This is a genomic window from Vibrio nitrifigilis (genome assembly GCF_015686695.1).
Taxonomy (GTDB): domain Bacteria; phylum Pseudomonadota; class Gammaproteobacteria; order Enterobacterales; family Vibrionaceae; genus Vibrio; species Vibrio nitrifigilis.
This window is the reverse complement of record NZ_JADPMR010000001.1, coordinates 2,182,137-2,203,998: the sequence shown is the minus strand read 5'-3', so window position 1 is coordinate 2,203,998 and position 21,862 is coordinate 2,182,137. Positions and strand designations below refer to the sequence as shown.

18 protein-coding genes are annotated in these 21,862 nt (G+C 43.5%); 7 read left to right on the top strand and 11 right to left on the bottom strand.

What is annotated here, in order from left to right; translation table 11 throughout:
- Positions 1–124: 124 nt before the first annotated feature.
- Positions 125–571 carry an ArsC/Spx/MgsR family protein gene (locus I1A42_RS09780; protein WP_196123360.1) on the bottom strand — a complete coding sequence of 149 codons (447 nt, stop codon included), beginning with the start codon at positions 569–571 and terminating at the stop codon, positions 125–127.
- A 340-nt stretch (positions 572–911) separates the two neighbouring features.
- Entirely contained in the window at positions 912–1,826 is a 915-nt protein-coding gene (locus tag I1A42_RS09775; RefSeq protein ID WP_161157787.1) for a DMT family transporter, read from the bottom strand.
- Positions 1,827–1,913: 87 nt separating this feature from the next.
- Between I1A42_RS09775 and I1A42_RS09770 the strand changes: the two genes are divergently transcribed.
- Positions 1,914–2,840, top strand: a complete 927-nt coding sequence (locus tag I1A42_RS09770; RefSeq protein ID WP_161157786.1) for a LysR family transcriptional regulator — start codon at positions 1,914–1,916, stop codon at positions 2,838–2,840.
- Between the two features lie 52 nt (positions 2,841–2,892).
- Here I1A42_RS09770 and I1A42_RS09765 read toward each other — a convergent pair whose 3' ends face one another.
- The 6 genes from I1A42_RS09765 to I1A42_RS09740 form a co-directional block, all read right to left on the bottom strand.
- Positions 2,893–3,615: an SDR family oxidoreductase gene (locus tag I1A42_RS09765; protein WP_196123359.1), complete on the bottom strand. Its 723-nt coding sequence runs from the start codon at positions 3,613–3,615 to the stop codon at positions 2,893–2,895.
- Positions 3,612–4,937 carry a DASH family cryptochrome gene (locus I1A42_RS09760; protein WP_196123358.1) on the bottom strand — a complete coding sequence of 442 codons (1,326 nt, stop codon included), beginning with the start codon at positions 4,935–4,937 and terminating at the stop codon, positions 3,612–3,614. Before I1A42_RS09760 ends, I1A42_RS09765 begins: the two co-directional genes overlap by 4 nt.
- 93 nt (positions 4,938–5,030) lie before the next feature.
- Complete coding sequence (locus I1A42_RS09755) at positions 5,031–5,645, bottom strand: PqiC family protein (RefSeq protein ID WP_196123357.1); 615 nt, start codon at positions 5,643–5,645, stop codon at positions 5,031–5,033.
- Positions 5,645–7,300 carry an intermembrane transport protein PqiB gene (gene pqiB, locus I1A42_RS09750; RefSeq protein ID WP_196123356.1) on the bottom strand — a complete coding sequence of 552 codons (1,656 nt, stop codon included), beginning with the start codon at positions 7,298–7,300 and terminating at the stop codon, positions 5,645–5,647. Before pqiB ends, I1A42_RS09755 begins: the two co-directional genes overlap by 1 nt.
- Complete coding sequence (locus I1A42_RS09745) at positions 7,263–8,549, bottom strand: paraquat-inducible protein A (RefSeq protein ID WP_196123355.1); 1,287 nt, start codon at positions 8,547–8,549, stop codon at positions 7,263–7,265. Before I1A42_RS09745 ends, pqiB begins: the two co-directional genes overlap by 38 nt.
- A 237-nt stretch (positions 8,550–8,786) precedes the next feature.
- A complete protein-coding gene (locus I1A42_RS09740) occupies positions 8,787–9,071 on the bottom strand; it encodes a putative quinol monooxygenase (protein ID WP_161157780.1) in 285 nt (94 codons plus the stop codon).
- 373 nt (positions 9,072–9,444) lie between these two features.
- Here I1A42_RS09740 and I1A42_RS09735 point away from each other — a divergent pair, with 373 nt between their 5' ends.
- From I1A42_RS09735 to I1A42_RS09720, 4 genes are all read left to right on the top strand, one after another.
- Entirely contained in the window at positions 9,445–10,083 is a 639-nt protein-coding gene (locus I1A42_RS09735; protein ID WP_161157779.1) for an HAD family hydrolase, read from the top strand.
- A 252-nt stretch (positions 10,084–10,335) separates the two neighbouring features.
- A complete protein-coding gene (locus I1A42_RS09730) occupies positions 10,336–11,706 on the top strand; it encodes a hypothetical protein (protein ID WP_196123354.1) in 1,371 nt (456 codons plus the stop codon).
- Between the two features lie 463 nt (positions 11,707–12,169).
- A complete protein-coding gene (locus tag I1A42_RS09725; protein WP_161157777.1) occupies positions 12,170–12,835 on the top strand; it encodes a response regulator transcription factor in 666 nt (221 codons plus the stop codon).
- 29 nt (positions 12,836–12,864) lie between these two features.
- The gene (locus I1A42_RS09720; RefSeq protein ID WP_196123353.1) at positions 12,865–14,163 is read left to right on the top strand and encodes a sensor histidine kinase; all 1,299 of its coding nucleotides are present in this window, start codon (positions 12,865–12,867) and stop codon (positions 14,161–14,163) included.
- A 40-nt stretch (positions 14,164–14,203) separates the two neighbouring features.
- Here I1A42_RS09720 and I1A42_RS09715 read toward each other — a convergent pair whose 3' ends face one another.
- A complete protein-coding gene (locus tag I1A42_RS09715; RefSeq protein WP_196123352.1) occupies positions 14,204–15,643 on the bottom strand; it encodes a sucrose-specific PTS transporter subunit IIBC in 1,440 nt (479 codons plus the stop codon).
- A gap of 244 nt (positions 15,644–15,887) precedes the next feature.
- Here I1A42_RS09715 and I1A42_RS09710 point away from each other — a divergent pair, with 244 nt between their 5' ends.
- On the top strand, positions 15,888–16,877 hold the full coding sequence (locus tag I1A42_RS09710; protein ID WP_196123351.1) for a LacI family DNA-binding transcriptional regulator: 990 nt from the start codon (positions 15,888–15,890) through the stop codon (positions 16,875–16,877).
- A gap of 168 nt (positions 16,878–17,045) precedes the next feature.
- On the top strand, positions 17,046–18,677 hold the full coding sequence (locus I1A42_RS09705) for a glycoside hydrolase family 32 protein (protein ID WP_196123350.1): 1,632 nt from the start codon (positions 17,046–17,048) through the stop codon (positions 18,675–18,677).
- A 464-nt stretch (positions 18,678–19,141) separates the two neighbouring features.
- Here I1A42_RS09705 and I1A42_RS09700 read toward each other — a convergent pair whose 3' ends face one another.
- Both I1A42_RS09700 and I1A42_RS09695 read right to left on the bottom strand, forming a co-directional pair.
- Positions 19,142–20,527, bottom strand: a complete 1,386-nt coding sequence (locus I1A42_RS09700) for a carbohydrate porin (RefSeq protein ID WP_196123349.1) — start codon at positions 20,525–20,527, stop codon at positions 19,142–19,144.
- A gap of 406 nt (positions 20,528–20,933) precedes the next feature.
- Complete coding sequence (locus I1A42_RS09695; protein ID WP_196123348.1) at positions 20,934–21,857, bottom strand: aminoimidazole riboside kinase; 924 nt, start codon at positions 21,855–21,857, stop codon at positions 20,934–20,936.
- Positions 21,858–21,862 lie beyond the last annotated feature (5 nt).

Genomic DNA, 21,862 nt, shown 5'->3' with positions numbered 1-21,862 from the left:
TTGTCTGTATCTGTAAGGTAATGAATCGTGAGCGTTTTATGGAATAAGGGTCGGATTGTAGTACTAAATTGAGGGGCGCAGCTCTCTTCCTTAGAGGAGAAAAGAGAACTGCTAGGGGAGAGGTTTAATCACACGTCGTGATGTTTTTGTCGTTAGGGCAGTGCTCTAAATCTTGTTGGCGAAGATTTTGTACTACGGTCTCTTTTCCGTGCATTGGTTCAAGGCCAATCAGTTCTGCCAGCATATTCTGGTCAAACCCTTGGATAAAATGCTCTTCATTAATAATCATCAATGGGCGTTTTATTAAAATGGGATGGTTCACCATAAGCTCTAGGGCTTGCTCATCGGTTAATTTGGTTGGATCGAGCTCTTGGCTCTTTATTGCTGGAGCTTGCTGATTAAAACAAGCGCTTAATGGTTGTGAACCAAAAAAGGTTTTCAATATTTCAACTGACCATACATGAGTTAACAGATCGTCTTCAATGACGTCGTGTCCTGCGGCTTTAAGTAATTTAACTTGCTTGCCGTTGTTGATACACCCTGGTTTCTGAAAAAAGTGGATATGTGCCATGCTCGTTGATCCTTACCTGCGCAGACTAAACATTATTGTTCTCTCAGCGTTTCTATCTTTCAAAATATATGCCGGTTTATTTATATTGGTTGGAGCGGGTCGTATTATTAACTATTTGTTTAAAAGGGTTATTTATTTTAAGGTGTACTGGTCAAGCTGACATGAAGTGTCACCTTTGTTACAAGATTAAGCCGCTGGGTTGTAATGATGACTACGTTTTAATTTGTAGTGACGCTGTCACTTTAAGGGTCTGCGTGACTACCGAAGGATTTGTGATTAAATCGTCCCGGTAATTATCCCTGCTGTTTCTATGTGGCTAATCATCACATGTTCTTATTCGCTAATGGTTTGATTGCTCGCGTGACGTGATTAACACGCTGATTAAAATAAGTATCCCGCCAATGATTTGATTAATCGTAAGGGTTTCATTTAGCCAAGCCATAGCAAATAAAGCGCCAAAAAGAGGTTCACTGCCCATCAGCAAAGCGACTTTTGTTGGGGAGGTCTTTTGTATCGCGTAGTTTTGAATGAAAAAGGCAAATAAGGTACAGCCCAACACTAAATAGATAATAATAAACCAAAAGTTTGGTGCTGCCGGTAAAGAAAAGTCATGATTGCCCACCCAGCAACTCACGATGGCTAACATGCTCACCGTACCAGATTGAATTGCGGTAATAGATAAACTACTAAGACTTTGCTTGGTCGAAAAACGTTTGGTTGTTGTCACCATCAATGCTCGTAGTAACGCTGCCAGCAAAATAAATCCATCACCTTGCTGAAGTTCAAATGCTGAATAGGGTTGTATCCCGGTCAGTAATGCAACGCCCAATACTGATATTAAAGCCATGACGATCAATCTTTTCGAGACACGTTGGCGATTAATAATCGGCTCAAGTAAGGCAGTGAAAATAACACAGAGACTGATTATAAAAGCGGCCTTTGATGCTGATGTATGGGCAACGCCATATACCTCACAGAAAAAGATAGTGGCAAGGATGACGCCTGTTGGCACTATGTTTACCCAGCGCCAATCAGTGGCTTGGAGAATATCGCGAATCAGTGCGGGTAATAAACAAATGAAGGTAATGGAAAAGCGTAATGCGATGAACATCATGACATCGGTGTAATTCAATCCTTGTTTAGTCACAGCGTAGCTGGTCCCCCAAAATATCGCGACTAAGAGCAAGAGCATTTCTATATAGGGCATACGTTGTATAGGCTGAAGGATTGAACGTGTTGGAGTCGGTAAGGCCATGGTTTGTTCCTCTTGGAGTTGACGCTATCAGTATTGATTAGTAACTTGAAAGGAAAAATAGGCTTACACGCACAGGACTTTTGCGTTATGGATACAAATAAACTGTTGCCGTTACTGTCTGAAATGGGCACTTTCGTTAAAGTTGTCGAGTTAGGGAGCTTTTCTAAAGCGGCCGAAAACTTGGGAACAGCTCCATCATCAGTCAGTCGTACGATTTCTAGATTGGAAAACACATTAGAAATCAGTTTATTGCAGAGGACTACACGGCAAATGTCGCTGACTCCAGAGGGAGAGGCGGTATTCGCTTTATGTCGAGAAATGCTTCAGGCTGCCAATCTCGCAGTCGCAGCGGCTTATGCAGATAAACAAGCTTTGTCCGGGAGTTTGCGAGTCGCTGCGCCAAAGGCACTATCTAAGCAAGTCTTGATGCCATTAGTGTTTGAATTCATGCGTATTCATCCACAGGTTCAAGTGCATATGAAGGTTGAAGACCACTTTGTTGACCCGGTGAGTAATGATGTGGATGTCGTTATTCACATTACGCAAACACCTATCCTTGGACTGGTTGCACGGTCGCTAGGTCCGTGTCGAATGCGGTTATGTGCGAGTTCTCGATATATTGAACAAAATGGGATGCCGCAAGTACCCAGTGATTTAAATCGACATGCTTGCATCTGTCTCGGAGAAAGTCCTAAAGACAGTGTTTGGTCTTTTACCAAACATAGCGAAAAAGCTGCTGTGAATGTGAGTGGTCACTTAACCGTTAATCACAGTGAAATAAGGCGAGAAGCCGTTCTTAATCACCTTGGTATTTCATTATTTCCTGATTTTACTATTCAACACCATATTGCGAATGGCAAAGTGGTGGAAGTGTTACCGGATTGGCAGTTAGGCGGACGTTATCAAGGCGATATTGTTGCGCAATATGTACAGTCTCGTTATGTGCCGCAGCAAATAAAGGGATTTTTAGATTTTTTGAGTGATCGTGCGCCATTAAACCGAGCTAGCGTTTGATTTTAATGGTGTTGTTAAATAGAAATAATCAATTCAACCATAACCTAAATCTCTACCAAGGGATCGTTTGCCCAGAGTAATCCCAAAATGAGCCACTGTCATTGGGGGTACTGGCTATAATCAACGCCAATAAATCAGTGGCAACTTCATCAACATGAAACAGTTTGTCTGTCGGAACATTGGCTTGAAAGGGCTTTGAGAGCTGAGTATCTGTTGTTCCAGGGTGAAGAGCGAGTACAGTAGCCTGTTTTAGTCGTCGTTGCCATTCTATTGCCAGCGTTTTTACCGCCATGTTCAGTGCAGCTTTTGAACATCGATAGCTGTACCAACCGCCTAGATGGTTATCGCTAATACTCCCTACTCGCGCTGAAAGTACAGCAAGCTTGGGCGCTGGCGATGCTCTAAGTGCATTAAAAAAAGACTGGGCCAATAGCAAAGTAGGTAAGGTGTTTAGCTGTATATTATGCATAAAAAAGTGAGGGTTGATTGATTCGACATTTTTCTCTGGGCCTTGTTCTCTAGTGTGTAATACCCCGGCGCAATTGATGAGCCAATCAAGGTGATCGAATGAACGTCCAAATTCATCAATTTGATGGGGTTTGGAGAGATCAAGTTGATGCCAGGTTAGCTGCGGAGAATGTAATGGTGGACACCTATGATGATAGGTAGCGTGTATACAAGCATAAGGAAAAACCCTCAAAATGCGTTTGACCATGGCAAGGCCAATCCCTCCGTTGCCACCGACTAACACAATATTTTGGGGGCTATTATTCATGATTTCTCCTTGGGCATAATAGGCCAATCTGCCATATCCACATGATCAATAGAGGTCGTGGTGGTATTTCCCTGCCAGCAGTTGATAAAGCTCTGCTTCGGATCGTACATTTCGGTTTGTTTATCTAAGTTAAATTGCCGCGAACCTCTTTGGTCAGCACCCACACCAGCAAGGTATTGCCAATTGCCCCAGTTTGAAGCCACATCATAATCAATCAATTGAGTTTCAAAATAGGCAGCGCCATAACGCCAATCTAATTGAAGTTCATGGATTAAGCAGCTTGCAACTAACTGTCGTCCTCGATTTGACATATAACCTGTGGCATTTAACTGTTTCATACAGGCATTAACGATGGGATAGGGGGTGTGACCTTGTTGCCATTGCCGAAAACGAGAGGCATAAAAACTCGTCAGAGGACGGTGTTTACTAATGCCTGCAAACTGGAATAATTTCGTTTGGTAACATCTGGCATACCAGTAAAAGTATTCTCGCCACAGCAGCTCAAATTGAATCCAGTAGGTCGATTCGTTCTGTCCGTGTTGCTGCTCGTAATGGCGCAACATGGCAATGATTGTTTTGGGGGATACGCAGCCGAGTGCTAACCACGGGGAGAACTTAGTGGATGATAATGGCTCGTCTAATGCGTTACGTGTTTCTTTATAACATGATGCAGCTTGAGTCGAAAAATAGTGTTGGCAATGTGCAATAGCCGCTTGTTCACCACCTTTAAACAGGGTGTGTTCTGTGTTGGATAAGGACAAGTGAACAGAGCTTAATGGAACAGGCTCAGGGGGAGGTAGTTGCACCGGTCGCGAGCATGGCAGCATGATTTCAAGGGACTCGACTTCGCGACGAAATTGACTAAAAGTACTCGGGAGATGGTGTAATTGGCAGGGCAATTGGCTTTCATCAAACAGAGTGTTATTAGGTAATTGGGAAACGCTGACGCTTGGATAATCTTGAGCTAGGTGCTGGCAGACTTGCTGTTCATCATATCCGGCAAACTGATCGCAATAAAGATGAGTGACATGATGTGCTTCGATAAGGTGTTTAAGAACGGTGATAGGCGAGCGTTCAATCACGAGCAGTGTCTGGTCGTAACGTTTTAGACTCAGAGCAAGGTCGTGAACCGATTGGTGGAGAAAATGTTGCCGTGCTGAACTCAATTGTGATTGCTGGGAAAAACGTTGGAGGTAAGCACCCACCTTAGGGACACAATACACACAAATGAGCTCGTCCACTTCTTGAGCTGCTTTATGTAGCAATTGATTGTCGTTTACTCGTAAATCATGAGTAAACCAATAAACCCCAATACGTTTCACTGAATGACCTTAGTTTTACACTGTTTAAACAGTATTGACGCTAGGTCGAAAAATGCCAAGGTACTCAACCGTAATACCTTGGCATGGTGTTGACTATTGGCAATCGGCGTCTTGCAGCGCCCCATGTGATGGTGTACTGCTTACCGCTTGAGCAATCGGGTCGACCACTTCATTGAGCCAGCTTGTGGTCAATGACTGAGCCATGGCACTGTATCCCTCTTTATTGAGCGGCTCACGATGCTTAAAACGGCCACATTCAAGCAGCTTACCTTGTGCGTTGCGTAGTAACCAATGACCTTCCATCAAGGTGTGTCCGCTGGGGCTAGCATCAAAACGCTCCACACTGATTAACAGGTGAGGCTGAATATTTGATTGAGAATCAAATGGCGTTAACCAGTTGGCGCTAGGTAAACGTTGCTGTAATCGCGCTAGCGTAATCCGTTGTAATTGGCTGTCGAGAGGTTCGGCCCATAAATGCTGGCGTGCCCGTGTCACTTCTCCGCTATCACTCACTAATACCATTCCTGTTCCTACCAAATAGAGCGGGATTTCTACTTTGGGGATAACGGTGGTCGCGTTATAGGTGGTCGAAAAGGACTTAACACTAGGCCCCATCATTAAATATTCATTAGCTGTTGGCACAGCAGATGAACACCCCCATACACTGACACAGCAAGCCAAGGTGACAAGTGTTTTTTTACTGAACATTATTTGGCTCCTTTGCTTGGAATCGTATCGGGTGCATTACTGGTATCAAAAATAAGCGAATTTGGTTTTTGTTGTAACTGACGAATTACCGGTTGTAGTTCGTTCAAGGTTCGCTCTAGTGTCGCTAAGTTATTGTTAATTTTTCCGCCGATGCTGCCTTCTTCTTGGTAATCTTGCAGAGTGCGTTCAAGTTCGCGTAGGGTTGATACCAAATCGTCAGGTAGCGCTTTCGTACTGTCTGAAGCGAGCAAGTCGTCCAGCTGTTTCGTCGCTTTGTTCAACGTTTTTAAGGTGTTGTCGGCGCTGGTTAATGTGCTATTGAGTGAAGAAACTGTCTTATCTAATGGCAGTGAGTTTAATTTATCTAACAGGGCTGATACTTTTTGGCCGATGCTGGCTAATCCGTTTGGTACTGTAGGAAATACCGGATACCCCGCCACCTTGGTTAATGCGTAAGGTTTAGGATCGACGACATAATCAACACTAATTATTTTACTACCTGTTAGCAGATTGCTAGTGGATAGACTGGCACGGATGCCAAGTTCAACTTGGCTTTTAAACATGGCTTTCCAGTCATCAATCGTCATATCATCATCACCACTGATGCCTGTTAGACGTTGCGGCTCAAAGCGTGCCAACACGGGAATAGACGGGGTATGTAAGGTTTTATTCCACTCAGAAAAGCCCAGGCCATGATAGGGAACTTGAGTCACAGTACCGATGCGGATACCACGGAACTCAACCGGCGCTCCGACTTCTAATCCACCGATATTTCCGTCAAACAAAAACATATAGTTTATAAACTGCGTATAGCGGTTGTCCGTTGCTTGTTCTTTTGAGCTATATAACGTGAATTGTGTCATATCAGAGACTGCATGGCCGTTATCTTCGTTAGCGGTCACGCCAAAGGATATACCACCAGTAATTAAGGTTTCTAGTGAGTCCATTTTTACCGCTAATCCCTTTGATGAACTCTGGATAGCTAGACCTGGCGTAACCCAAAATTGCACTGATGAATTGACCAATGAATTAAACGGAGCCCGTATAAATATACGATAAGTAATACGTTGATTTTGGGTATCAAAATCAACACTTTCTATATGCCCGACATCAAAGCCATGAAAATGGATGGGGGTTCCCGCGGACATTTTGGGAATGTCTTTACTGACTAGCTTTAAGCGTAATCCTTGGTCTTCCGCAGTGGATAGCGGCGGCTGCTTCAACATGGTATAGCGCGACGGTATCTCGCCTTTAGAACCTGGCTCGACTTCAATATATGAGCCCGACAATAGCGTACCTAATCCACTGATTCCTTCGGTACCAACGCGAGGTTTAATGACCCAAAATTTGGTATCTTGGCGCAGCATTTTTTCTGTGCCTTTTTCCATTTCTATCGTGATCAATGCGTGTTCGAAGTCGTTGGATAGTTTCACTTGAGAGACTTCACCTACGTCGACGTTGTGCACTTTGACTTTAGTTTTACCCGCTTCTATCCCATCAGCATTATTCGTCACTATGGTCACCGTTGGACCGCGACTACTCCAATCTTGATATAGCATCCAGCCCGCGACGAAAATCGCAAGTAGAGGAATGATCCATACTGGGTTGAATGACCATTTATCGGTTTGATTCGGTTGTAGAGTCGGTTCTTTCACCGGCAATCTCCTTGACTTGTTGATCCCAAAAAACGCGAGGATCAAACGCTTGTGCAGCAAGCATAGTTAACACAACAACAGCGGCAAATGCCATAATAGCTGGGCCTGGAATTATACGCATTAATCCCCCCAATTGGACTAATGCACTCAGTACTGCAACGACGAAAATATCAATCATTGACCAGCGGCCGATGAATTCAGTAAACAGATAAAAATGTTGTAATTGTTTGGCTGATCGAGTCTGAATGTGTTTGCTTTGCCAGCAGAGCCAACTCAATAACAATATTTTAAATATCGGCACGAAGATACTGGCGATAAACACAACTAACGCAATTGGGAAAGAGCCGGTACTCCAAAGTAAGATTACCCCGCCAAGAATTGTTGAATGGTGTGCACTTCCCAAAAAACTGGTATCCATAATGGGATACAAGTTAGCAGGGAAAAACAGCACACATGAGGCTAGCAACAAAGCAACCGTAGTATGTTGGTGTACAGGTTGACGAGATTCAACTCGTGCATGGCAGCGTGGACAGAAGCCACTTAAACCATGGCTAATGCAGCCACAATGATGACAAACTGATACGCCTTGGGCGCGTGCAACCCCAGAGGTTAAATGACGGATTTCGGTGGGTGGGAATAACGTATCCCATAGCCAGATGCGGTCGCAGAGTGAAAGAACTTTTACCAGAACGACCACAAATCCACAAAATGGCCAGAATGAAAGGCCAATCTCTACCTCGGCCATGCCGTGTAGTTTTATTAATGCGACGAGAATCCCGACGAGAAACACATCGACCATTAACCAATTTTCGATGACTTCGAGACTTCGTAAACAGGTTTTGAGGCCGGGGAAGTGACGCTGCTTTTCTACCGCTTGTGTGACATAAATGACAATAAGCAAATAAACGACGGGCAGTGTCGCAAAGATAGCTATTAATATAGCCAGCACCAGAAAGTGAGATTGAATTAAGACCGTAATGGTATCGAGTAGGTTAATTTTATGTTCAATCCCTTTAGCGGAAAAACCGATAAAGGTATACGCCACAGAGAGGCTCAGCAAAAGTAATGCCGATAGAGAATACCACTTCAGTGCCATCGTCTGGTCTGTCGTTCGGGTCGATAAGCGATGATGACACCGCTGGCAGCGAATAACACCTGCCTCAGGAACAGGGGAGTGTGTAACCCAATCACAATGAGGGCAAGCAAAGTAACGTGCACTACTGTTATCTGTAGTAGAGGCTTTTTTCATAGTGCGTTGAAACCTTTATTTCGCGTCTGTATCCGCAAGTTTATGTTTATCCGCATAAAATGGACATATAGCTGTAGTGTGTGAGTGATGTTGTGCCCATTTTCAGTGTATTAACTATACGATAGGTTAGTTAAATTGTGGTTAATATTTTAAAGCGGGGTAGGGAAGAAAATATCCGGGGAAAGTGATGTCGCGCAATGGCGCATTCAATGCGCCATATAATTAGTCTATAGCCGCTTAATAAGAACGAATGTCGACTTCTTCGGCATATTCGCTCAGTTTTGATTTCAGCTCACGCAAATAACGGGAACTGGAGTGATGATCGAAGGCTGATTTATCTTTATAAACTTCATGAACAAGAAAACGCTTACTACTTTCGTTACTTACAAATGCTTCGTAGGAAATACAACCAGGTTCCTTGCGGGTTTGAATGACCAGATCATCAAGTTTGGTTTTTAATGTTTGTTCTTGACCTGTTTTAGCACTTAAAACTGCAATGCAAGTCACCGTATTATTACTCATAGAGTTACTCCCCAATTGATAAATAAACAGGGCCATAATGGTTCAACACAAGGCCTGTACGAATGAATAGCGTGTCGTAACCTAGCCTGAAACTCTAAAGGCAGTGAATACTGCTAGAGTGTACGGTTCAGACTTTTCGGCATAAGTCTCGTGGTAAGAAACAAGATTGGGTGGGAGTCGGTCTTTAAGAAGGGCTCTCGTCGAACATCCTGTTAGGACATCTACAAAGGGTATGCTTTAAATTACAGCAGGTTAACACACCTATTTACCAAGCCATCATACGCTTTTATGGGCGGTGATATTGGGTATATATCACGTTATGGGTGAATTATTTGTTTTACTCTGAATATCGCAGGGGGAGTATTCCCCGGTAATGACTCATCTAAGGAAGGAGCACAATGTGGCAGACATTAAACATGTCATTTTCGATATTGGTAATGTAATGGTTCGCTGGTCACCGGTGGAAATTGCACGCTTAGCATTTCCTGAACATACGGATCCAGCAGCGCTTCGCGAAAAACTATTCCGTGAAGATTTTTGGATCGCGTTAAACAAAGGTCAGGTAACGGAAGAGAAAGTCAAACAGCTATACCAGCAACAGTCTGGCTTGAGTGCGGATGACGCAGAGCGCCTTTTTTATTATGTAAGAGAATCACTGATTCCTTTATTTCGCTCACAAGCATTATTGGAAAGAATCAAAAGCGCTGGCTACGGTGTGTATGCCCTTACTGATAACGTCAATGAAATTGTTGCTTATCTGAAAGATAAATACGATTTTTGGTCACTGTTTGATGGTGCGATTGTGTCGGCGGAAGAAGGGTGTATGAAGCCCTCTGAGCAGATCTATCATTGCTTATTTGAGCGTTATCAGTTGAAACCTCAAGAGTGTGTTTTTCTGGATGATATGCCACACAATGTCGCGGGTTCAAAAGCGTGTGGCATGGATGCAATTCAGTTTTATAGTGCAGAGCAAGCTGAAATAGAGCTCAAACAGCGAGGTTTACATTTCTAGATGATTGAATAGTTTAAATAAGAGGAGGATGCTCTTATTTATCTTCGTCAAGATGTTTTGCGCTGTTATTGGGCATCAAGTATCTCTTTTAACACAATGCTCTACAGTTTTTCTTCTTGCTAAGGTAGTATTCGCCTTTGCAAAATTTTACTAATCGGTTTTATCCCAAAAAACGATCACATTGATGGTGCGGGTGAACGGTTGGTGAAGCATCTTTCGATAACATCGCTTCAGTAGAGCAAAGGGATTGTAATGAGCAGTTGGGTAACTCGTTGGGCAAAGTTAATCTCCGTTATGGTGTTAGCTTGTCTATTAGCCGCATGCGGTGATAAAGACGTAAAAGTTAAACCGAGCTACTATGTTTACGAGGCAGTAAAAACCAACGCGTTAACTTATAAAAGTGGTGACCTATACCAACTTTCAAACACCAATTATCGCACCATTTTATCTATTCAAAATATGGTTAAATTGGCGGTTAGCCCTTTCGCCAGTCCAAACACTTTAGCGGCGACCCAATTTACCGACATTAGCGATGACACTTTGCAAAAGGCGGCTTTAGAACAGAAAGCTAAGTGGCTAGAACGTTATCAATCGATCGATTCAGATTGGTTGGCTTACCAAAGTCAACACATTGAATCTTTATCCGCTCAGTTAGAGATTGAAGAGCAGGCATTAACACAAGCTCGCCACCAGATTTCACTCTATCAGCAGAAAGTTTACCCAGCGCGCCAACATCTTATTGATGTTCAAGACGCGATTAGCCGCGCTAAACAGCAATTGGAAGAGTTAAAGAAAAACTATACCGAAGAAAGTAACCACGATATTTTGACTTATTCGCTGTCGATTCACGAATTCCGTCATCCACTAGAATTTGATTTTTATACTCGAAAAGACTTAGTTCAGTTTCGCTCGTGCAAAAAAGTGCGACAAGGTGGTCTTGAAGGGCTGCTGTTTAATCACAACTGTTATTATCTAAAACCTGCCGATAAGGCGTTATTAGGCAAGCCTTCTTATCGTCAAGGGCAAGCATTACTGATTAAATATCTCACGATAAAAACGCAGCTCGGTACACTGCAGCAACCGCAGCAAGGCACCTTATATGGAGCAAAAGCACAAGCAGAGCAAACCCTATTGACCACCAGGCTCGACGCGCAAAAAACTATTGGTAAACTCTCTAATTTGCAGATGAATTATCACATGGTAGAGCAAGGGTATGATGCGGTTAGTGAACAACTGGAGTTTGTAAAAACAGCGCAAGCAAAACAAGAGTTTATTAAACATACATTGCAAGGCTATCAGGCTGAAGTGCAAAAGGCGCTGGTTAATGCGTCTTACCATGCGATAGGGAACACCGCCGAGCAATGGCATCATGTGAGTGGTGTGCCATTACAAGGTAATTTGACCTTTAATCCGGATATGAAGCACAGCATACTGATGATGCACTTTAGCGAGAAAGGCGAAAACAAAACGCTCCTTATGCCTTTTTCTGCCCCCGAGCTCGCTAAGCACAGCGAACCTCAGTTAACCGTGAGTGTGAGTGATGAGAAACATCTTTGGTTTCATGGCGCACTTAATGTCAATAATCAGGAATTCCAATCATTACTGCTTAAGTCATCCGAATAGAATCTAAGCCTTACTCATCTTAAGGTGTTGTTTTAGCGGGAATGTATTTACTATTAGGTAGGGTATTCATTTGTAGCTAATATCGTCTTATATAGAAAAGCAATGGTTCAATTGTGGCCCCGTTATGGTTCAGTTTGTGCACTGGCTCGGACAATTTAACCCTAGTTTAACCGTGCTATTTTTATAGTTACACGAACGAATTAATGACTGCAGAGTTGTCTCCCATTTTATCGAACGTTTTATACTCAAATGACCTGCAACGTCGTTACTTGTCTTCCCCATCATTGAATTGACCTCGCATTCATCTGTTTTGTATGAGTGTGAGACTTGTAATCATAGGCTTGGCTTGGTTGTCATAAGCGTTCTATGATCAGGGATATTATTTTATGGCAACTTCATTTTAAGGTTTGAGTCGCAGAGATAACATGACTCATGGTAGCAGTGAATTGAGTGGTAACTTGTTATGTTTAAAGCCCTTTTAGTCGAAGACGATCTGGATCTCGCCACGGCATTAATCGACTACATGTCTTTAGAGGACATTGAGTGCGATTATGCGGCAGACGGACAAGTCGGGTATAACTTAATTGTCAGCAATAATTACGATGTGATCGTGCTTGATCTCAATTTACCTAAAATTAAAGGGCTTGCTGTATGTGAGCGTATACGTGCTCAAGGTGTTGAAACACCAGTATTAATGTTAACAGCATGCGATACGCTAGATGATAAGTTGCAAGGATTTAGTCATGGTGCGGATGACTATTTAGTTAAGCCTTTTGCTACGGAAGAATTGATTGTACGTTTGAAGGCCTTGTCACGACGCAGAAGTGGCCAAATATCAAAATTGCGTGTGGGTGAGTTAGAGCTTGATCTGACTCATAGGCAAGTTAGTCGAAATGGTGAAGACGTCAAATTGTCCCCCATTGCTCTCAAAATTCTTGAGGTGTTAATGCGCGAATACCCTTCGGGTGTCTCACGAGAAAAAATTGTTCAGGCGGTTTGGGGGGATGAACAGCCCGATAGTAACAGTCTTAAAGTTCATATCTTTAATTTACGTAAACATATCGATAAGCCTGGTTTGACTCCTCTTATTCATACTGTCCCTGGGTTTGGTTTTTGCCTAAAACAGTAATCCCTTCATGATTAATCAAGTGGTGCTTTATGAAGATTAGCCGCAGTTTAAAAATTTATTTTATTTGTGCCGTCATGGCGATCGCGACGGTTACTGTGGTGAGCTTTTCAACGTTAGCGGCTAACTATTATGTCGCAGGGATGGATATTAGCTTACGTTACTCAATGCTTGGGATAGTCAAACACGTCGACACCAGCAATAATAAACCTGAATACATGCTCGGTTATCAATTAACGACCAGCTGGAACGACGTTCAACCTGAGATAAAACGTGTATTTCATCGACCAAATGAACATTTAGAATTTCAGAAAAAACTGGATAACACTGGGTGGTTTCATCCACCTACACGAGCTTTCTTTCTGTTGCGTTATGATCGCGAGAATGGTCAGACCGTGTATATCTCGCGGGTGTTTGACCGTTTAGATACCGACCAGACGATTAAGGATTCATTTCATGAAGAAAGCAGTAGTTATGATATGAATCTCATTCTTTACGCATTCCTTGCTTTGGTGTTCTTTGCTGCGGGGCTCTATTTTCTGTTTCGTCACATTGCGCGCCCACAGGAAAAGTTGGTGGATTGGGCGAGAAATCTTACCCCTGAGCAGTTGGAGCTTGAGCGGCCAGATTTCTATTTTAATGAACTCAATCGCTTGGCCGATATTATTAAAAGCAGTTTGTCATCAGTACAGGTCTCTTTGAAGCGGGAACGTAGCTTTTTGGCTAATGCTAGCCATGAATTACGTACCCCCATCGCGGTGGTACGCAGCAATGCGGAGTTGATGAACAAACTGATCGATAAGCCTCACAATGAAGATAATCATGAAAAACAAAAGCAGGTGATGCAGCGGATTCTCCGAGCGGGTATCACGATGACAGATTTATGTGAAACGTTATTGTGGCTTAATCGACGAGAGCAAAGTGAGTTGCCTTTAGGTAAGGTAAGCTTAGCGAACTTGGTTGACCAAGTAAGCCGAGAATTGAATTATCTGTTGCGTGATAAATCGGTAGAAGTGGAAATTAATATTCAAGAAGCTACCTATGAATTGCCTAAGACACTGTGCCGGATTGTCATTGCAAACTTGATTCGTAATGCCTATCAGCATACCCATTCTGGTAAGGTCTTTATATCCCAGAAGGGAACCAAAGTGAGTATTGTGAACCACAACGATGGTACGTTAGATGATGAGTCGTTAGGGTTCGGTTTAGGATTGGAATTAACCAATCGAATTATTCGTCAATACGATTGGCACTACAGTACATTGGATACGGATCATGGTCGCGAGGTGTTCATTGATTTTCGGCCAATGACGAAAAATGCCCATCAGTAGACTGATGGGCAAAAACAGACGAGCATGCAATCTCGTTATATTATGCCGCTGCTTTTACGCCGGCTTTTTTCTTGTTACGTAAGCTTAGTGCAACCGTAACAGTGAAAGAGATGATGATAGCGATCGCCATACCAATCACATAGTAGCTCAATTTGCTTGGTACGATTGAAATCACACCTGGAATACCTGCAGTACCTAGCGCTAACGCTTTTACGTGGTAAAGCGTAATGAAGGCACTGGCTACACCTGCACCAATGATGGCAGCAAAGAATGGGTAACGTAGTTTAAGGTTGACACCGAACATTGCTGGTTCTGTGATACCTAGTAGCGCGGTAATACCAGAAGGCATTGCGATACCTTTCATCTTCTTATCTTTTGTTGTTAGTGCAACCGCAAGAGCCGCAGCACCCTGAGCAACGTTAGACATCGCCGCGATAGGGAAGATGAACGTACCACCAGTACGAGCAACATCTGCTAGTAGTTGGGTTTCAATCGCAATAAAGCTGTTGTGCATCCCAGTAATAACAAATGGTGCGTACAAGAAGCCCATAATACCGCCGCCGACAAAACCAACGTTATCGTAGATCCAACTTAAACCGTCACCCAGTAAGAAACCTGCATCACGAGTGATAGGGCCTACTAGCGTGAAAGTAATAATGCCGGTAATCAAGATTGAACATAGTGGCGTTACTAGGTTATCAAGCATTGATGGCGTAAATTTGCGGAATGTGGTTTCTACCTTAGCTAAGATAAAACAGCTCACCAACACTGGCAGTACCGAACCTTGGTAACCGACTTTCTGGATTTCGAAGCCAAGAATGTTCCAAGTTGGAATGTTGCCATGTACGGCAGCACTACCAAAGCCCCAGCCACTTAATAGGTCAGGGTGAACCATCAACATACCAAGTGCTGCACCCAAGAATGGGTTGCCGCCGAATTTTTTCGATGCTGAGAATGCTAACAAAACAGGTAGGAACACAAACGGTGCGTTAGCGAACGTGTTCAGCATACTTGCAAGGTCAGCAAGGCCTGGATTGACATCGATAATTGATAAGTTATCAATAAATAGCCCTTTGGCCGTAAAAACGTTATACAGCCCCATCAATAAACCGCCAGCTACAATGGCTGGAATAATTGGCATAAAGATATCAGATAGGCCTTTCACTAGGCGTTGAAGGATATTTTGTTTCTCAGCACCAGCCGCTGCAACATCACGGGTGGACATCTCTGCCATACCTGTGAGTTTAGCGAGTTCTGCGTGTACTTTATTGACCGTTCCCGAACCGAAAATGATTTGGTATTGGCCTGCCACTTTAAATTGGCCTTTTACACCTTCAATATTTTCAATGGCAGCTTCATCAATGATGGAGTCGTCTTTCAGAGCCAGACGCAAGCGAGTTGCACAGTGAGCCAAAGCTTGTAGGTTTTCTTTGCCCCCAAGTTGCTCTAGTAGTTGTTTTGCTATGACAGGAAAGTCCATAACACACCCCAGTTATTGTTATTCATCAAGTAGAGTATTTATTGTTTTTCTATTTTTGGGAACGTTTGCAAGGCGTATTTTTGAGGAAGTTTTTCTCGCGGTCAAAACGATCAAACTAATTCTGTGAATATGATCGACAATTACTATCATCCTAATCAACAAAACAAGGGTAGAATCACGTTCTTATGCAGAATAGTGTATCATCAGGCACTCCATTCTCTGAATACAACAACAAGGAATATGAATGGCAAGTTTATATGATGTGGCGCGGTTGGCCGGCGTTTCAAAATCGACTGTTTCACGAGTGATTAATGATGAGTATGGTGTAAAAGAATCAACTAAAATCAAAGTCTTAAAAGCTGTTTCTGAATGTGGTTATGTCGTAAACCAAGTGGCAAAGGATCTTAAGTCACAGCGAACTAATCTCATTGGTGTCATTGTTCCTCGTGTTTCATCCCATGCCACCGCACAAGGTGTTGATGGTTTGACGGCAGTATTTGAACAGGCGGGTAAGCATGTTTTGTTGGCGAATACGCACCAGCTACATGATAAAGAGCTCGATTACATTCAAATTTTTAACCAAAAGCGGGTAGAGGGTATCGTTTTTTATGCCACGCATTTGGATACCCCCCTGATCGAGACAATTCAAGCGTCAGCGGTGCCCGTTGTACTCGTAGGACAAGATGGTTCTATGTATAACATTCCGAGTGTTGTCCACGACGATACTCGAGTAGGTTACGAGGCGGGGCAGCGCTTGGTGAAAGCGGGGTGTTCTAACATCGGATTTATTGGTGTGCAAAGTGATGATATTGCGGTCGATAAGCTGCGATCTGAAGGTTTAGTGCAAGCTCTTAACCAACATAAATTAACGCTGTTATTTCATGAGCGCAGTGATTTCTCCATTCAATCGGGATATGAGATGGCGAAAAAAGCCATTGCAGCACATCCTATTTTGGATGGCTTGTTTTGCGCCACCGACCGTCTAGCAGTCGGTGCAATAAAGGCGTTAAGTGAAGCCAATATTGAGGCTGGAACTCAAGTTAAAGTATTGGGAGTGGGGAATGATGAATTAGCTTATGTCAGTACGCCAAGTTTATCGACATTCAATTATGCCTTTGATAAAGCGGGCGAAAATGCTGCAAAAATGCTGTTAAATCGTATTGGTGGTCAAGGGGAAGAGATGAGTAAGGTAACACTCACCTTTCAAGATGTTGTTCGCCAAACCTGCCCGTAATTGAAATAGACTTTGTGGCACGTTTATCAGCAATTTTTTGTCATTATAAATGTGCCATGCCTCACATCCACGTTAACCTATTAGTCAGAATAAGTGTAAAAGCTTGCGCATAAGAGGCTATTTTTATATTTTTGCAAACGTTCCCAAAAATTTAAATTAGGTAAGACTATGTCTTTAATTGACCTCATTGAATTGGCTGGTGGTGAAACCAATATTCGCCGGATCTTAGCGCCAAAAGGCAAAGTAATAGTTGCCGTTCATAATGATGAGTTAGTCCGTCCTTTACCCGAGTCGATTACCGCGCAAACAGTGCTCGGTGAGTTGCAACTGAGCACGGCGAGAGGAGAGGTGACGGATGAAGAGTTACAAACCGTAGGGGAGAGCATTGCTCAACATCAACGCGAGCAAGTCGAACCGTATTTGCAGCCTACCGAATCCCATTATCGCCCTCAGTGGCATATCTCACCTCCTCAAGGGTTGGTAAACGATCCCAATGGTTTTATCTACCACAAGGGAGAATACCATCTGTTTTATCAATGGTATCCATATGCGTGCGAGCACAAAGACAAACACTGGGTTCATCTAAAAAGCCAAGATCTCATTAACTGGCACCATCAATCGATTGCATTGACGCCTTCTGATTGGTTTGACAGTCACGGTGTATTCTCTGGCCATGCCGTTAGCCAAGATGATGGGTTATGGTTGTTTTATACGGGTAACGTACGAATCGGCGAGCAGCGCGACCGTCAAACGACGCAATGTATGGCATTCGCAGCCGACGGCTTGAATTTCAAAAAACATGGTCCTGTGATTCGTGAATTGCCACCGGGTGTGACTGAACATATTCGCGATCCAAAACTGGTTTTCGCCAATGATAAATGGTTTATGTTATTGGGTGCACAAACGACCGATCTACAAGGTCGTTTAGCGGTTTACCACTCAGAGGATCTTGTTCATTGGACATATGACCGTTTATACGGCGATGAGTTAGCGCCGTTTGGCTACATGTGGGAATGCCCAGATTGGTTTAAATTGGGTGATGAGCAGTTTATTGTCTTTGGTCCTCAAGGTATCGAAGACAGTAACCCTAACCACACGATAGGGCATCAAAATCGCATTTTCCGTATGTCTCTTGATCAGGATGATGCGCTGCATCTGATTGAAGGATGGCAATTAGATGCTGGCTTCGATTTTTATGCTCCACAAAGTATGGAAGCTGCGGATGGTCGTCGTTTGATGATCGGTTGGATGGGTTTACCTGATGAGGTGAATCAACCAAGCTGTGATCATGGCTGGATTCATCAATTAACAACGTTGCGTGAGCTGTATTGGCAAGACGGTAAAGTGAAACAGCGCCCAGCTAAAGAGCTAGCAGAGCTACGTGGTGATAAGGTCAACATTACTGTTGATAATAAGGCGATTGATCTCGGAACGAAGAGTGTTGAGCTTCACCTAAACCTTGCATGGGGTTCAGAGCTCCAATTGATGCAAAATAGCGATTACCACGTCAGTTTAGTTGCGGATGCAGAAAAAGGTGTGTTGCGCTTTGACCGTCACCAAACAGAAATTCGCGAAGGGGATGTGATCCGTGAGTTGCCACTAGAGAGTGATACCATCGCGTTGACCATTTTGGCCGATAATTCATCGTTGGAAATTTTCATTAATGATGGTGAAAAAGTGATGACCGGGCGCGTATTTACACCGCAAGATGCCACGAATATTCGTTTGGTCTCTGGTGAGCCAATCTCAATGAGTTACTATCCGTTGAAAGCAGCTCGTGCGCCATATCCTAGCGTGTAGTATTTATTTTTTAAGTAAACGCAGCTTCGGGCTGCGTTTTTTTATGCCTGTGGTTTACCCATTCTATTCATTATCTATATCCAAATAACCTCAAGATGCTGTCTCAGCGTGAATGTATTCACCGCTAAGCAAGGCAGAGATTTGAAGATAGAGTTATTCTGCGTTGAAAATCAGTTACACAGGTTAGGAACGACGAACACTCGCCCATTGGGAGTGAATCAACCAGCCTATTTCGGCGTCCAATGACGTTGAAAGGGATAGAGTTAGCATGTAGAAAAGTATTGATAGAAGCTACAAGTGTTGATAGAGGCTTTGTGGGACAAGAAAGTAGGGCAAAAAAAAGCCCGTGAGATCACGAGCTAAACAAGCCTACTACGCAGGGGGTAACCGTAACTTAGTGCAGGCAAAAAGAAAAAGCAGAAACGGCAAGCGCTAGGCTTGCCGCTTATTGTCGGTGAAGGGAGTTAGAACCAAGTTTCCATTTGTAGAGCAAACAAGGTTTCACCACCATTACCCATAGTTGATGCGCCAGTTGCGGTGCTGACTGAGTAGTTGTCTAAATCTGAACTCCAGTCAACATAGCTGACTGCGAAGCGCAATTCTGGACGTTCAAAGAAGCCAGCAGCCGTATCGAGTTTCAGTGTTGGTGAAATAGTGGCTTTATAGTAGCTACCTTTCGCAGAGCTTACTGAGTTATCAAGATCCATGTATTGGTATGAACCTTCGTACACCATTTCAAAGTTTTCAGTAAAGGTTTGCGAAACGCGAACGTTAAACGTACCCCATTTGAACTCATCGTTGTCTTTAATACGGTCTTGGCTGTATTCCGCCATTAGGGCTGGTGCAACACTCCAAGTCTTGTTGATGTCTTTCACACCGAACGTGAACGCACGTACAGCTTTTGCGTCGTCGTTTAGGTTACCATCTGAACCAATCGCTTTCAGTTGCGCGCCTAGGCCAGAACCGATTAACACGCCGGATTTAGACCAACCATCTTGTAAGCCATAAAAACTGTCCGCATGGTAGGCTAATAGGGCATGTAGACCGTGTTTCGCACGGTGAGTTGCCGTTGAATCATCAGTTACGTCTTCGTTGTCTTTGGAATCCATCGCACTGAACATAACTTGCCATTGACCAATATGGTTGTTCATGGTCGCCACGTAGTTTTCAACATCTGTTCCCGCACTTTCTACTGAGCCAAAATCGCGGCCGTAAATAGAGAAGTTAGCTTTCCAGTCATCAGACATTTGTACGTCATAGATACCTGCACCGGTACCTGCTAGGAAAACGATATCAGAATCAAGGAAGTGGATATCGAAGTTATCACGGTCAAAACGTTTACCTGCCCAAACCGTAGAATTTTCAAATGCACCAGTAAAAGTAGGTAGATTAGAGAACTGGGCGTACACTTGACGAACGTTTAAATCACTGTCATCGGCTGTCCAATCGTTACTGGTTTCAACGCCATCCGCTAGCATGATTTTGAAAAAGGCACTTGAACCATTATCCAGTTTACGGTTGTGGATCAAGTTCGCTTCAAGGTAGTTGGTGTCTTCTAAACCTAAACGACCCACTGGAGCGCCCAAGTCGCCAGCCGCTGTCATGTAAGGACCAGTGTCTGTTGCGCCAGTGCGATGTTCGTTCATTAATAAACCAGAACGTGCATACCCATGGAATTCAAATGCAGAGGCACTTGATTCTGCTTGCTGGGTTTGTTGCTCGTTAGTTGTTAATCGTGATTCTAGATCATTGATTCTCGCTTCTAAATCACTAATGGTTGGTGCTGCCCAAGCTGAAGTTGTAGGGAGTAGGGCGGCAGCCACTGCTAGAGTCAGTACTTTTGTTTTCATTTATTATTGCTCCGATAAGGATGAATCTCGTATTGGATTGGTCTGCAAACGTTCCCAATAAATAATTCAACAATGCCGGATATTAGCCTTGCACGAACGGCTTACAAGCGATGGTTCTACTCGTTAAATCCGTTAGCAGGCTAGCTTTGAGGTGGACTATACCTAAATTTTAGGGAACGTTCCCTAAAAATAATGAGAAATACAAGCTGTATCACGAAATAAATCGCTTTGTGAGCTGCGTCAATAAAGGTTTTCCAGGTAATTTTTGTGGTGTGTTTTATCGGGAGAAACCGATCGATAACCGAGTAGGGGAGAGTGATCATTTGTCATCAAGAAAAAGCCGCTAATACTCATGAGAGTATCAGCGGCTTTGATATTTGTGCTAGATAGGCGTTAAGGAAAGCAATTATTGATTGACGAAGGTCGCTAAGGTTGCGCTGTCTGGTAAGGCAGTCATTGCGCCTTTTTGTGTGGTGGCTAATGCCCCACAACCATTCGCTAGACGTACCGCTTCAATAAGAGCATCTTCGTCACGCCAATTGTCCAATTTCGCCAACTGGCTTAACAATCCGCCGACAAAGGCGTCGCCTGCACCGGTGGTATCTACGGGAGAGACTTTATGACTTGGTACGAGTGTCTGTTGATGCTGATTAATCACCAAGGCACCCAAAGAGCCCTGAGTAATGATGACAACAGGAATATTGAATGGCGTTAATGCGGCAATGCCTTGCTCAAGTGTGTGAGTGCCGGTAAGAAGAAGCAGCTCTTCTTCTGAGAATTTTACTACATCCGCAAGTTTAACCACTTTCATTACGGTGTCGATTAGCAAATCAGGTTCTGCCCAGACTTCTTCACGTAAGTTAGGGTCAAAACTGATAAAACCGCCTTGCGATTTCATCTGTTCAATCGCTGCAAACGTCGCACCGCGGCTAGGCTCATTAGCTAGCGCGATGGAGCAACAGTGTAACCACTCGCCTTGCGCGAAAGCAGGAATGTCTGATGTAGAGAAGAATTGGTCGGCACTTGGTTTTACCATAAACGTAAAACTGCGTTCACCACTATCATCAAGATCAACGACGACAGTCGATGTGCGATGAATAGGATCCAAAACTAAGGAATGACAATTTACGTTTTCTTGTTCAAGTGTGGTACGTAAAAATTGTCCAAAAGGGTCGTTGCCAACTCGACCAAAAAAAGCACTGTCACCAGATAAACGTGCAATGGCTACAGCTACGTTAGCTGGAGCGCCACCAGGGCATTTTAAATAACGTTTGTCGTCATCAGGGATCAAATCTACGACTGCATCACCTGTTACCCATACTCGACTCATTTTCG

What these genes read in the sequence shown, in the direction of transcription:
- I1A42_RS09780 (WP_196123360.1), bottom strand. Translation starts at nt 571, where the DNA reads ATGGCACATATCCACTTTTTTCAGAAACCAGGGTGTATCAACAACGGC.
- I1A42_RS09700 (WP_196123349.1), bottom strand. Translation starts at nt 20,527, where the DNA reads ATGAAAACAAAAGTACTGACTCTAGCAGTGGCTGCCGCCCTACTCCCT.
- I1A42_RS09710 (WP_196123351.1), top strand. Translation starts at nt 15,888, where the DNA reads ATGGCAAGTTTATATGATGTGGCGCGGTTGGCCGGCGTTTCAAAATCG.
- I1A42_RS09725 (WP_161157777.1), top strand. Translation starts at nt 12,170, where the DNA reads ATGTTTAAAGCCCTTTTAGTCGAAGACGATCTGGATCTCGCCACGGCA.
- I1A42_RS09715 (WP_196123352.1), bottom strand. Translation starts at nt 15,643, where the DNA reads ATGGACTTTCCTGTCATAGCAAAACAACTACTAGAGCAACTTGGGGGC.
- I1A42_RS09755 (WP_196123357.1), bottom strand. Translation starts at nt 5,645, where the DNA reads ATGTTCAGTAAAAAAACACTTGTCACCTTGGCTTGCTGTGTCAGTGTA.
- I1A42_RS09695 (WP_196123348.1), bottom strand. Translation starts at nt 21,857, where the DNA reads ATGAGTCGAGTATGGGTAACAGGTGATGCAGTCGTAGATTTGATCCCT.
- I1A42_RS09745 (WP_196123355.1), bottom strand. Translation starts at nt 8,549, where the DNA reads ATGAAAAAAGCCTCTACTACAGATAACAGTAGTGCACGTTACTTTGCT.
- I1A42_RS09740 (WP_161157780.1), bottom strand. Translation starts at nt 9,071, where the DNA reads ATGAGTAATAATACGGTGACTTGCATTGCAGTTTTAAGTGCTAAAACA.
- I1A42_RS09770 (WP_161157786.1), top strand. Translation starts at nt 1,914, where the DNA reads ATGGATACAAATAAACTGTTGCCGTTACTGTCTGAAATGGGCACTTTC.
- I1A42_RS09735 (WP_161157779.1), top strand. Translation starts at nt 9,445, where the DNA reads ATGACTCATCTAAGGAAGGAGCACAATGTGGCAGACATTAAACATGTC.
- I1A42_RS09705 (WP_196123350.1), top strand. Translation starts at nt 17,046, where the DNA reads ATGTCTTTAATTGACCTCATTGAATTGGCTGGTGGTGAAACCAATATT.
- I1A42_RS09765 (WP_196123359.1), bottom strand. Translation starts at nt 3,615, where the DNA reads ATGAATAATAGCCCCCAAAATATTGTGTTAGTCGGTGGCAACGGAGGG.
- I1A42_RS09730 (WP_196123354.1), top strand. Translation starts at nt 10,336, where the DNA reads ATGAGCAGTTGGGTAACTCGTTGGGCAAAGTTAATCTCCGTTATGGTG.
- I1A42_RS09775 (WP_161157787.1), bottom strand. Translation starts at nt 1,826, where the DNA reads ATGGCCTTACCGACTCCAACACGTTCAATCCTTCAGCCTATACAACGT.
- I1A42_RS09720 (WP_196123353.1), top strand. Translation starts at nt 12,865, where the DNA reads ATGAAGATTAGCCGCAGTTTAAAAATTTATTTTATTTGTGCCGTCATG.